This window comes from Micromonospora sp. ATLC20, assembly GCF_057196585.1.
In genome coordinates this window covers 20,138-31,124 of sequence record NZ_JBXUOV010000058.1, presented here as the reverse complement: position 1 = coordinate 31,124, position 10,987 = coordinate 20,138, and the positions used below count along the sequence as shown (strand labels likewise).

At 71.9% G+C, this 10,987-nt stretch carries 12 protein-coding genes and 1 tRNA gene; 6 read left to right on the top strand and 7 right to left on the bottom strand.

What is annotated here, in order from left to right:
• The 5 genes from AC2CHG_RS14890 to AC2CHG_RS14870 form a co-directional block, all read right to left on the bottom strand.
• Positions 1 to 949: adenylate/guanylate cyclase domain-containing protein (locus tag AC2CHG_RS14890; RefSeq protein WP_484524950.1), on the bottom strand; the 949-nt coding region annotated here is incomplete at its 3' end.
• Positions 946 to 1,740, bottom strand: a complete 795-nt coding sequence (locus tag AC2CHG_RS14885; RefSeq protein WP_370584982.1) for an MBL fold metallo-hydrolase — start codon at positions 1,738 to 1,740, stop codon at positions 946 to 948. The genes AC2CHG_RS14885 and AC2CHG_RS14890, both read right to left, overlap by 4 nt.
• Before the next feature lie 130 nt (positions 1,741 to 1,870).
• Complete coding sequence (locus AC2CHG_RS14880; protein ID WP_135242382.1) at positions 1,871 to 2,332, bottom strand: RidA family protein; 462 nt, start codon at positions 2,330 to 2,332, stop codon at positions 1,871 to 1,873.
• Between the two features lie 5 nt (positions 2,333 to 2,337).
• A complete protein-coding gene (gene sp36 / locus AC2CHG_RS14875; RefSeq protein WP_013289021.1) occupies positions 2,338 to 2,493 on the bottom strand; it encodes a Sp36 family protein in 156 nt (51 codons plus the stop codon).
• 62 nt (positions 2,494 to 2,555) lie between these two features.
• The gene (locus tag AC2CHG_RS14870) at positions 2,556 to 2,996 is read right to left on the bottom strand and encodes a hypothetical protein (RefSeq protein ID WP_194801986.1); all 441 of its coding nucleotides are present in this window, start codon (positions 2,994 to 2,996) and stop codon (positions 2,556 to 2,558) included.
• Positions 2,997 to 3,332: 336 nt separating this feature from the next.
• On the opposite strand from AC2CHG_RS14870, the gene AC2CHG_RS14865 reads away from it, so the two are divergent.
• Genes AC2CHG_RS14865 through bagB form a run of 3 tightly spaced genes read left to right on the top strand, consistent with a single transcriptional unit; the run spans position 3,333 to position 6,138 of the window.
• Entirely contained in the window at positions 3,333 to 3,911 is a 579-nt protein-coding gene (locus AC2CHG_RS14865) for an Rv0361 family membrane protein (protein ID WP_262013429.1), read from the top strand.
• A 49-nt stretch (positions 3,912 to 3,960) separates the two neighbouring features.
• The gene (gene bagA / locus AC2CHG_RS14860) at positions 3,961 to 4,935 is read left to right on the top strand and encodes an ATPase BagA (RefSeq protein ID WP_030273789.1); all 975 of its coding nucleotides are present in this window, start codon (positions 3,961 to 3,963) and stop codon (positions 4,933 to 4,935) included.
• A 54-nt stretch (positions 4,936 to 4,989) separates the two neighbouring features.
• Entirely contained in the window at positions 4,990 to 6,138 is a 1,149-nt protein-coding gene (bagB, locus tag AC2CHG_RS14855; protein ID WP_262013430.1) for an ArsA family ATPase, read from the top strand.
• 9 nt (positions 6,139 to 6,147) lie between these two features.
• Here the strand turns inward: bagB and AC2CHG_RS14850 are convergent, their stop codons facing one another.
• A complete protein-coding gene (locus AC2CHG_RS14850; protein ID WP_043327856.1) occupies positions 6,148 to 6,468 on the bottom strand; it encodes a WhiB family transcriptional regulator in 321 nt (106 codons plus the stop codon).
• A gap of 402 nt (positions 6,469 to 6,870) precedes the next feature.
• On the opposite strand from AC2CHG_RS14850, the gene AC2CHG_RS14845 reads away from it, so the two are divergent.
• Complete coding sequence (locus AC2CHG_RS14845) at positions 6,871 to 9,315, top strand: transglycosylase domain-containing protein (protein ID WP_484524949.1); 2,445 nt, start codon at positions 6,871 to 6,873, stop codon at positions 9,313 to 9,315.
• Between the two features lie 76 nt (positions 9,316 to 9,391).
• Here the strand turns inward: AC2CHG_RS14845 and AC2CHG_RS14840 are convergent, their stop codons facing one another.
• Positions 9,392 to 9,847 carry a GatB/YqeY domain-containing protein gene (locus AC2CHG_RS14840; protein ID WP_262013432.1) on the bottom strand — a complete coding sequence of 152 codons (456 nt, stop codon included), beginning with the start codon at positions 9,845 to 9,847 and terminating at the stop codon, positions 9,392 to 9,394.
• 25 nt (positions 9,848 to 9,872) lie between these two features.
• Here AC2CHG_RS14840 and AC2CHG_RS14835 point away from each other — a divergent pair, with 25 nt between their 5' ends.
• Together AC2CHG_RS14835 and AC2CHG_RS14830 are read left to right on the top strand one after the other, a co-directional pair.
• Positions 9,873 to 10,766, top strand: a complete 894-nt coding sequence (locus AC2CHG_RS14835) for a metallophosphoesterase (RefSeq protein WP_262013433.1) — start codon at positions 9,873 to 9,875, stop codon at positions 10,764 to 10,766.
• A gap of 130 nt (positions 10,767 to 10,896) precedes the next feature.
• Positions 10,897 to 10,973, top strand: a tRNA-Pro gene (locus tag AC2CHG_RS14830).
• Positions 10,974 to 10,987 lie beyond the last annotated feature (14 nt).

Below are 10,987 nucleotides of genomic sequence, written 5' to 3'. Positions count from 1 at the left end.
GGACCAGGTCGGCCAGCGGGGCCAGCCGGCGCCGTTCGCCGAACGCCGCGCAGCGCACCGACAGCACCCGCGCGCCGGTGTGCGCCGCGTACCGCCCGGCGCCGACGTCGTAGCCGGCGGCGAGGCGTTCCACCTCGGCCGCGAACCGGGACTTGCCGATCCCCGCCTCGGCGGTCATCAGCAGCACCCGGGGCTCGCCCCTGTCGATCACCTCGGCGAGCCGGCCGGCGACCCGGCCGATCTCGGTCTCCCGGCCCACGAACGGCGCCTCGTCACCGAGCCCGGACCGGGTGCCGGGCGCGTCGAGCAGGCCCAGCAGCTCGTACGCCTCGACCGGTTCCCGCTTGCCCTTGAGCCGCAGCGGGCGCAGCGCCCGCCAGGAGGCGACGTGCCGGGTGGCGGCGGACGTGCGCGCACCGGCGTAGACCGCACCGACGGCGGCGGCGTCGGCCAGCCGGGCGGCGGTGTTCACCGTGTCGCCGATGACCGTGTACTCGATCGCCGCCTGGATGCCCGCGATCACGTCCCCGGTGTTGAGGCCGACGCGCAGGCCCAGCGGCGCGCCGCCGCCGCGCTCGTCGTCGAGCACCCGCCGCACCGCGCGCTGCATGGACAGCGCGGCGCGGACCGCCCGCTCGGCGTCGTCCTCGTGCGCCACAGGCGCGCCGAAGACCGCCATGATCCCGTCGCCGGTGAGCTTGTCGACGTGCCCGCCGAACGTCTTGACCGCGCCCGCGAGGGCGGCCAGCACCCGGTCGGTGACCGCGCCGACCCGTTCCGGGTCCAGGTCCTCCGACCAGGAGGTGAAGTCGGACAGGTCACCGAAGAGCACCGTCACCACGCGGCGCTCGGCGGCGGGCAGTGTGGCGGCAGCCGGAAGCGCCGCCCCGCAGTTGTGGCAGAACCGCGCCCCGGGCACGGCTACGGTTCCGCACACCGGGCAGGTCACGGCTGCTCCACTCCGAGGTGTTCGAGCTGGGCCCGGACCGACCACTCGGCGGCCCACCACAGCGACCTGTCGACGTCGGCGTAGACCACTGCGACCACCTCGGCGGCGGTGGTGGCGCCCGCGGCGACGGCGGCACGCACCTGGTCCAGCCGGGCCCGCCGGTGGGCCAGGTAGAAGTCGGCCGCTACACCGCAGTCGGCCAGCGCCGGGCCGTGGCCCGGCAGCGCCGGGATCCCCCGGTACGCGGAGAGCAGCTCCAGGCTCGACAGGTAGTCGCCGAGGTGCCCGTCCGGGTGGGCGACCACTGTGGTGCCCCGGCCGAGGATGGTGTCACCGGTCAGCACCACGTGCTCGCCGTCGTGCGCGGCGACCAGGCAGACCGAGTCGGCGGTGTGCCCGGGGGTGGGCAGCAGGCGCAGGTCCAGCCCCACGTCGATGGTGGTGTCGGCGGTGAGCGGCTCGCCTCCGGCGGTGTGCGCCGGGTCGGCGGCGAGCACCGGTACGCCGTCGAGCAGCTCGCGCAGCCGGGGCGCGCCCTCGGTGTGGTCGGCGTGCCCGTGCGTGATCAGCACGCATCCGATGCGTCCCTGCGCCGCGATCGCGGCCAGGTGCCCCTCGTCGGCGGGCCCCGGGTCGACCACGACGGCGGGCGCGTCCGGCCCGGCCCGCAGCACCCAGGTGTTGGTCCCGTCGAGCGTCATCGGCCCCGGGTTCGGCGCACGCAGCAGCGTCACCCACCCCGGCAGCCCGTCCGCAAGCGCCCCCGCCGCACCGGCCATACGCCCACCCATGGCTGCGATCGTACGACTCCGCCCGCCACTCCCCGCGATCTTGCAGTTCCGGCCCGAGCTTTGTCCCCGTCTGGGGCTTCTGCCGGGGCCACAACCGCAAGATCGCGGGCTTCAGCGGCGGGCTCCAGCGTTACGCGACCTCGACGATGACCTCTACCTCTACCGGGGCGTCGAGGGGGAGCTCGGCCACGCCCACGGCGCTGCGGGCGTGGCGGCCGGCCTCGCCGAACACGGCGCCGAACAGGTCGGAGGCACCGTTGATCACGCCGGGCTGGCCGGTGAAGCCGGGTGCGCTGGCCACGAAACCGGTCAGCTTCACGACCTTCACCACGTTCTCCAGCCCGACCAGCGCGTCGATCGCGGCGAGCGCGTTCAGCGCGCACCGCTCCGCCAGGTCCTTGGCCTGCTCGGCCGAGACGCCGTTGCCGACCTTGCCGGTGGCGAGCAGCTTGCCCTCGGCCATCGGCAGCTGGCCGGACACGTAGACGTGCTGCCCGGACTGGACGGCCGGCACGTAGCTGGCCACCGGCGGCACCACCTCGGGCAGTTCGAGGCCGAGCTCGGCGAGCTTCGCGTGGGGTCCGTTGCTCATCGAGGTCAGCCCTTCGGACGCTTCAGGTACGCGACGAGCTGCTCCGGGTTCGGGCCGGGGACCACGGAGACCAGTTCCCAGCCGTCCTCGCCCCAGTTGTCGAGGATCTGCTTGGTCGCGTGGACCAGCAGCGGCACCGTGGCGTATTCCCACTTCTGCATCGGAGGAGGGCTCCCTTGCCTGACTTGGACTTCGGTCAGGCACAGCCTACGGTCCGCCGCGGTCACCAGGACGCGGGACGCGGCTCCGGTGCCGGCGGCGGCTCGCCGCACGGGCCCTCGTGCTCGAAGCGCTGCGGGCACCGGCTGCGGTCGGGCAGCAGCAGGTCGCAGAAGACCCGGTGCCTGTTGTTCTGGTCGTCGGCGGTGGAGACGGTGGTCTCGCCCGCGTCCAGCTCCACCAGGAAGCCCAGCGAGGTGGCCACGGTGCCGGCGAGCGCGGTGGCCGCGTCCAGGTCGGGCACCCGGACCTGGAGGTGGATGACGTAGCCGGGCTCGTCCTCGTCCCGCCCCTTCCCGCCGGATCGGGGCAGCGTCCGGACCGCCTCGGCCGGCGGGCCGTAGGAGCGCTCGTTGAACGGCGCACCCGGCACCTCGGCCTCACCCGGCCGTCCGGCCCGGTCACCGGGGAACTGGCCTCGGGGACTGTTCTCCGCGTCGCGCATCCGTCGCCTCCGGGCGTCGTACCTGTTCAACAAACACCGCCATCCGGCTCGGAGCCGTCCCCGGCCCGGCTCTCCGCGTCGGGGACGAACGTAGATCCTTCGACAAGTCCCGGCAACGGGACGCGCACTCCTCGTCACCTCCAGTCACATTTGCGACACAAGGCTGGTCGGGAACGCGGTAGCCGTGTCCGCCCGGCGGGGCGCGTACGCGGGGCTGGCAAGCGCACCGCCGACCGATACCCTTCCGGACTGGACGCGCGCCGACGCGCGCCCGCACACCTCGACCCGTGCCCGTCGCCTGGGGCGGCGACGGGAGCCGCAACCCGGGGGAGACAGATGACCCAACCGCCCGCCGGTGGCGACACCGGCACGCCCGGCGACCCGAATCCGCAACCGCCGCCCGTCGGCGGCGCGCCGCCGGGATCCGCACCCGCAGCCGGTCCGCCGGCGTATCCGTCCGGCACCCCGCCGCGAAAGCGACCGGCGGTGCTGATCGTCTCGCTGGTGCTGGCCGCCGCGGTCCTGCTCTGCGGCGGCGGGGGCACTGCCGCGTTCCTCGCGTTACGCAACAGCGAGGACGGCCAGGGCGCGAAAGAACCGCAGGTAGCCGTGGACGGCTTCCTCAAGGCCGTCTACCAGGAGCGCGACGCCGAGAAGGCGGCCGCGTTCGTCTGCTCGGCGGCCCGTGACGACGAGAAGATCGCCGCCAAGGTCACCGAGGTGCGGGAGTACGTCGCGCAGTACCAGAACCCCCGTTTCCGCTGGCCCACCCCGACCGTCGACAACCAGACCGGGGACCGGGCCACCGTCTCCGCGCGGGTGACCATGACCACCGCCGACGAGAAGGTCGCCGAGCAGGCGCTGCGTTTCACAGTGGTGCGGAAGACGGGTTGGTGGGTCTGCGAGGTCGGCTGATCCCACCGGCCGGACAGAGCTGGTCCCAACGGCTGGTTAGGCTCGACGGGTGGCAGCTAGTGAGCAGCCGGCCGAGTCCGCCGGCAGATGGCCGGCCCGCCTGCACGTGGTGACCGGCAAGGGCGGCACCGGAAAGACCAGCGTGGCCGCCGCGCTGGCCCTCGGCCTGGCCGCCGGGGGCCGGCGCACCCTGCTGGTCGAGGTGGAGGGCCGGCAGGGCATCGCCCAGCTCTTCGGCACCGACCCGCTGCCGTACGAGGAACGGCACCTCGCCGACGCGCCCGGCGGCGGTGAGGTGCGGGCGCTGGCGGTCGACGCCGAGGAGGCGCTCCTCGAATACCTGGACATGTTCTACAAGCTCGGCGCGGCCGGCCGGGCGCTGCGCAAGCTCGGCGCGATCGACTTCGCCACCACGATCGCGCCGGGCCTGCGCGACGTGCTGCTCACCGGCAAGGTCAAGGAGGCGACCACCCGCACCAGCGGATCGCGCCGGACGTACGACGCGGTGGTGCTGGACGCGCCGCCGACCGGGCGGATCGGCCGCTTCCTGAATGTGACGGCGGAGACCGCCCGGCTGGCGAAGGTCGGCCCGATCAAGACCCAGAGCGAGGGCGTCTCCGCGCTGCTCCGGTCCCCGATGACCGCTGTGCACGTGGTCACGCTCCTGGAGGAGATGCCGGTCCAGGAGACGCTCGACGCGGTCGCGGAGCTGACCCAGCTCGGTTTCCCGGTCGGCCGGGTGATCGTCAACGGCGTCCGTCCGCCGGTGCCGGCCGGACGCGCGGTGACAGCGGCCGAGCTGAAGCGCGGGCTGGCCGCCGCCGGCCTGCCGACCGACGGCCCGACCGTGGCCGGGCTCGTCGAGGAGGCTCGTGACCAGCAGGTACGCCGTGAGCTGGAGGACTCCCTGCGGGGTGACCTGGTGGATCTGGGCCTGCCCCTGGTCGAGTTGCCGCTGCTGCCCGAGGGGGTCGACCGAGCCGGGCTGGAGACGCTCGCCGAGGCCCTCGTCCGGGCGGATTGACTCACACCTGCGGCCGGCACGGAGCAGAGAGGCCCTCGGGACCGATACGCTCGATTGGTGCCTTCCGAAGACGCGGCGCCTCCGCTTGACGTCGACCAGATCCTCGCCGACGACGGCGTACGGATCGTGGTCTGCTGCGGGGCGGGCGGCGTGGGCAAGACGACCACCGCCGCGGCGCTGGCGCTGCGGGCGGCCGAACGGCACGGCCGGCGGACGGTGGTGCTCACCATCGACCCGGCCCGCCGGCTGGCCCAGTCGCTCGGCCTGACCGAGCTGGACAACACACCCCGGCAGGTCAAGGGCATCGACGTCGAGGCCAGCGGCGGCGAACTGCACGCCATGATGCTCGACATGAAGCGCACGTTCGACGACGTGGTGCTCCAGCACACCGACCCGGCGAAGGCCGCGGAGATCTTCGCGAACCCCTTCTACCAGGCCATGAGTTCCACCTTCGCCGGCACACAGGAGTACATGGCGATGGAGAAGCTGGGCCAGTTGCACGCCCGGGGCGAGTGGGACCTGATCGTGGTGGACACGCCGCCGTCGCGGTCCGCGCTCGACTTCCTGGACGCACCGGCCCGGCTGTCCCGGTTCCTCGACGGCCGGATGCTGCGGCTGCTGCTGGCTCCGGCACGCAGCGGCGGGCGGAGCATGTTCAGCCTGGTCACCGCCAGCTTCGGGATGTTCTCCAAGGTGGTGCAGAAGGTGATCGGCGCCCAGCTGCTCACCGACCTGTCCGGCTTCGTGGCCGCCCTCGACTCGATGTTCGGCGGGTTCCGGCAGCGCGCCGAGCAGACGTACCGGATCCTCCAGGCCCGGGAGACGGCGTTCCTGCTGGTCGCGGCGCCGGAGCCGGACGCGGTCCGGGAGGCCGCCTACTTCGCCGGCCGCCTGCGTGAGGAGCGGATGCCGCTGGCCGGGCTGGTGCTCAACCGGGTGCACCGGCCGGCCGCGGCCCTGTCCGCGGCGGAGAGCCTGGCCGCCGCGGAGCGGCTGGCCGGCCTGGGTGGGCACGAGGGCACCGTCGAGGTGTTGCGCGCGCACGCCGCGCTGGCCCAGCAGGCGGTGCGCGAGGAGCAGGTGGCGGCCCGGTTCACCGAGGCGTTCCCGGCGGTGCCGGCGGTGTCGGTGACGGCGCAGCCCGCCGACGTGCACGACGTCGACGGGCTGCGGACGATCGGCGAGGCGATCAGCCGGAGCTGACCGGTGCGGTCAGGTGGCCGTGGTGACCAGGACCTTGTCCTTGCCGGCCTTCTCCTTGGCGTTCTTCTTCATGGCCGCCTCGAACATCTTGCGCCAGCTGGTGACCTGCGGGTGACGGCGCAGCAACGCCCGGCGCTCGCGCTCGGTCATGCCACCCCACACGCCGAACTCGATCCGGTTGTCGAGCGCGTCGGCCAGGCACTCGTACCGAACTGGGCAGCTCCGGCAGATCCTCTTCGCCACGTTCTGTTCGGCGCCCTGTACGAACAACGCGTCCGGGTCTCCGTTCTGACACGCCGCCAGTGACGGCCAGTCAGTGATCATGCCCATCTGTACACGTCCCCCCTTGCAGTACCTACCGACTTCGCGCGAGCAGCCCTCGTACTTCCCCCCGGTCGTTCGCCCCGGCCTCCCCAGGGCGGCACGAACGACACTGGCTGCGGTCGCCGCCACCATCATGCTGTGTAGTCGCCCGATTACGCAACGTTGTCGGCGAAATCCATCATTCCGGACACTCCCGGCTTCCCGGGCTTTCGCCCCGCGACTACCCCGCCCGACTACGTGAAAACGCTGCGCCGCTCCCGAAGTTCGGCGAGACTTCCGCCGGATCCCACGCAACCTCGGACCAGGGCTCGTGCGTTTAGCACAACGAGGCCGGCGCGTGCAGGAAATGGGGAAAGTTCCCCGCGCGCCCGCCGATTCCTACTCGCGTACCCTGTCGAGGTGACCTGGATGCGGAAACGTGACCACAACGTGCTGACCAACGCCGCATCGCTGCTGATCTGCGGCCTGTTGGCCGGAGTGGTGGTCGCTGCGGCGGCCTTCCCCGTGGCAGCGATGTCCGGACTGGCCGCCAAGGCCGGGGCGGAGACGTTCGAGGCGTTGCCCAAGGAGCTGACAGTCGCCCGGGCACCCCAGATCACCAAGCTGCTCGCGGCCGACGGCAAGACCGTGCTGGCCACGATGTACGACGAGAACCGCAAGGACGTCAAGCTCAAGGACATCTCGCCGTACATGCAGAAGGCCATCATCGCGGCCGAGGACCACGACTTCTACAAGCACAACGGCGTGGACATCAACGGTGTGGCGCGGGCCTTCGTCAACAACCAGGCCTCCGGCGCCTCCCGGCAGGGCGCGTCGACGCTCACCATGCAGTACGTCCGACTGGCCATCTCCTACTCGGCCACGCACCCGGCCGACGTCGTCGCCGCGACCGAGGACACCAGCGGTCGCAAGCTGCGCGAGATGAGCCTGGCGCTCCAGGTCGACAAGGAGCTCTCCAAGGACGAGATCCTGGAGCGCTACCTGAACATCGCCGCGTTCGGCAACAGTGCGTACGGCATCTGGGCGGCCAGCCAGGTCTACTTCAACAAGCCGCCGAGCAAGCTCGACATCCAGGAGTCGGCGATGCTCGCCGGCATGGTGAAGGCCCCCACCGCGTTCGACCCGACCACCAAGGCGGGTTACCCGGAGGCGGTCGGCCGGCGCGACTACGTCATCCAGAACATGGTGCAGATCGGCGCGATCACCCAGCAGGAGGCGGACGCCGCCAAGAAGATCAAGCTCCAGGTCAAGGGCAAGCGCACCCCGAACGGCTGCACCCAGACCACCACCCGCTCCTGGGGCTTCTTCTGCGACTACCTCTACCGCTGGTGGCTCCAGCAGGAGACGTTCGGCGCCACCTCGTACGACCGTGAGCGGCGGCTCAAGAGCGGCGGCTACACCATCATCTCCACGCTGGACGTCCAGGCCCAGAAGGGCGCCGACAAGGCCGTCCGCAACAAGCTCGGCGAGAGCAGCAAGGCGGCCCGCATGGTGGCCGCTGTCGAACCGGGCACCGGCCGGGTCCGCGCCGTGGCGGTGAACCGGAACTTCAAGCTCGACGACCCGGCCGACCCGCAGAACAAGATCTCCAGCGACCCGAAGAAGGCCAAGAAGAAGATCCGGGGCAACTACCCCAACACGGTAAACCCGCTGGTCACCGGTGGCCCCGGCATCGCCGGCTACCAGGCCGGCTCGACCTTCAAGATCTTCACGCTGGTGGCCGCGCTGGAGAAGGGCTACCCGCTCAGCTACCCCATCAACGCGCAGCCGGTGTTCAAGTCGAACTACCCGGTCGAGTTCAACTCGCCGGCCGCCTGCCCGGGCACCAACAAGTACTGTCCGAAGAACGCCAACCCCGCGATGGCCGGCATGCACAACATGTGGAGCGGCTTCGGTTACTCGGTCAACACGTTCTTCATCGACCTCCAGCAGCGGGTCGGCGCGGAGAACGTGGTGAAGGCCGCGCAGAAGCTCGGCATCACGTTCCGCTCGTCCAGCGACGCGCAGCTCGCCGCCAACCCGCACCAGTGGGGCGCGTTCAGCCTCGGCGTCTCCCAGACCACTCCGCTGGAGCTGGCGAACGCGTACGCCACGCTCGCCGCCGACGGCAAGTACTGCGAGCCGATCCCGGTGCAGGAGATCCGCGGCCCGGACGGCGAGAAGCTGGACGTCGCCAACCCCCGCTGCGAGCAGCGGGTCAGCACCGAGGTGGCCCGCGCCGCCGTGGACGCCGCGCGCTGCCCGGTCGGTGACCGCTCCTCCACCAGCAAGTGCGGCACCGCCACCGCCGGCAACGTCCGCAACATCGTCGACGCGCCGGTGGCCGGCAAGTCCGGCACCACCGACTCCGACCGCACCTCGGCGCTTGTCGCGATGACCAAGCAGTACGCGGTGGCCGGCATCATGGCCGACCCGGACTGGCCGCAGACCAACCAGAAGATGGGCCACGACGAGACGCCCCAGGGCATCAACCCGGCGGTCTACCAGACGCTGCGCGACGCCATGAAGGGCAAGGAGCGGAAGAACTTCACGGCGCCCAGCGGCAAGATCGTCCTGGGTGACCAGCGCTCCATCCCCGGCGTGAAGTGCGAGTCGATCGACACCGCGAAGTCCCGGCTGAAGGGTGCCGGCTTCGAGCCGGTGGTCTCCAGCAACAAGGTGCCGTCGGAATGCCCGGCCGGCACCGCGGCCGGCACCAGCCCGGACGGGCGCACCATCAAGGGTGGCGTGGTGATGATCGAGGTCAGCTCCGGCCAGGGCACGGGCACCCCGGAGCAGGGCGGCACCGCGACACCGGACCGGCCGGTTGGGCCCGGCGGGGGTAACGGCCGACCGGGACGACCGGGGAACTGACCAGGGACAGCAGACAGCGACGGCCACCTCCTGCGGGAGGTGGCCGTCGTCGTTTCCGCGCTACCGGAGCGCCGGCTCAGAGGCCGAGCTGGCGGCGTACCTCGGCGGCGACCCGGCCACCCTCGGCCCGGCCGGCCACCGCGCCCTGGGCCGCCTTCATGGCCGGGCCCATCTGCGCCTTGCCGGTGAAGCCGCCCGCGGCGAGCGCCCCCGAGACCAGCTCGGCCAGCTCCTCGTCGGAGAGCTGCTTGGGCAGGTAGCGCTCCAGCACCTCACCCTCGGCGGTCTCCTTGCCGGCCTGCTCGGCGCGCCCGGCGTCGGCGAACGCCACCGCCGCCTCGCGGCGCTTCTTCGCCTCCTTGGTCAGCACGGCGAGCACCTCGTCGTCGCTGAGCTCGCGCTTTTCCCGGCCGGCGACCTCGGCGTTGCCCACGGCGGCCAGGGCCATCCGCAGCGTGGAGGTGGTCAGCTCGTCGCGCGCCTTGAGAGCGGCGCGCATGTCGGCGGTGAGACGGTCCTTCAGCGTGCTCATGGACGGTGAAACTACCCTGAACGCCATGCGAAAGCGCACACTATTCCGGCTCGCGGCCGGAACCGTCGCCGCCGGCGCGGCCACCCTGGCGTACGCGTCGCTCGTCGAGCGCAACATGTTCACCCTCCGCCGGTACGACGTGCCGGTGCTCCCGACCGACGCCGAACCGCTGCGGGTGCTGCACCTCTCCGACCTGCACATGATGCCCGGCCAGCGACGCAAGCAGGACTGGGTGGCCTCACTGGCCGCGCTCGACCCCGACCTGGTCGTGGTCACCGGCGACAACATGGCGCACCCGGAGTCGGTGCCGGGCGTGCTGCGCGCCCTGCAGCCGCTGCTCGATCTGCCCGGCGCGTTCGTCTTCGGCTCCAACGACTACACCGGTCCGGTCTTCAAGAACCCCTTCACCTACTTCCTGCCCGACCGGGAGTACACCGAGGGCGTGCCGCTGCCGTACGAGGAACTGCGCGACATCCTCACCGGCGCCGGCTGGGCCGACCTGAACAACGCCCGCACCACGCTCAAAGCAGGCGGGCGGGAGATCGAGCTGGTCGGCGTGGACGACCCGCACATCGAACGGGACGACTACGACGCCGTGGCCGGCCGGGTCAGTGGCGACGCGGCGCTGTCGATCGCGGTGTCCCACTCCCCCGAGCCGATCGTGCTGGACCGGATGGCCGCCGACGGCTTCGGTCTGCTGCTCGCCGGGCACACCCACGGCGGCCAGGTCTGCGTGCCCGGGTACGGCGCCCTGGTGACCAACTGCGGGCTGCCCCGCTCGATGGCGCGCGGACTGCACCGCTGGCCCGGCTCGGACTCCTGGCTGCACGTCTCCGCCGGCCTCGGCACCCACCCCACCGCCCCCATCCGCTTCGCCTGCCCCCCGGAGGCCAGCATCCTCACCTTGATCCCCCGCTGACCCCCGGCAGATCTTGGTACGCGCCCGCCCTTCCCGGGGCCGATCCGTACCAAGATCTGCCGGGTACGCGGGGCGGGGGGTACCGAGTTTGACCGTGCGGGCGGGTGGGCTACTATTTGTCGGCACGCCTCGGGGTGTGGCGCAGCTTGGTAGCGCGCTTCGTTCGGGACGAAGAGGTCGTCGGTTCGAATCCGGCCACCCCGACCAGAGGTAAGAGGGCA

Excerpts from the sequence above, each read along its gene's own strand:
- AC2CHG_RS14865 (WP_262013429.1), top strand. The coding sequence starts at position 3,333 with ATGACCCAACCGCCCGCCGGTGGCGACACCGGCACGCCCGGCGACCCG.
- AC2CHG_RS14870 (WP_194801986.1), bottom strand. The coding sequence starts at position 2,996 with ATGCGCGACGCGGAGAACAGTCCCCGAGGCCAGTTCCCCGGTGACCGG.
- sp36 (WP_013289021.1), bottom strand. The coding sequence starts at position 2,493 with ATGCAGAAGTGGGAATACGCCACGGTGCCGCTGCTGGTCCACGCGACC.
- AC2CHG_RS14840 (WP_262013432.1), bottom strand. The coding sequence starts at position 9,847 with ATGAGCACGCTGAAGGACCGTCTCACCGCCGACATGCGCGCCGCTCTC.
- AC2CHG_RS14835 (WP_262013433.1), top strand. The coding sequence starts at position 9,873 with ATGCGAAAGCGCACACTATTCCGGCTCGCGGCCGGAACCGTCGCCGCC.
- AC2CHG_RS14880 (WP_135242382.1), bottom strand. The coding sequence starts at position 2,332 with ATGAGCAACGGACCCCACGCGAAGCTCGCCGAGCTCGGCCTCGAACTG.
- AC2CHG_RS14885 (WP_370584982.1), bottom strand. The coding sequence starts at position 1,740 with ATGGGTGGGCGTATGGCCGGTGCGGCGGGGGCGCTTGCGGACGGGCTG.
- AC2CHG_RS14845 (WP_484524949.1), top strand. The coding sequence starts at position 6,871 with ATGCGGAAACGTGACCACAACGTGCTGACCAACGCCGCATCGCTGCTG.
- AC2CHG_RS14850 (WP_043327856.1), bottom strand. The coding sequence starts at position 6,468 with ATGGGCATGATCACTGACTGGCCGTCACTGGCGGCGTGTCAGAACGGA.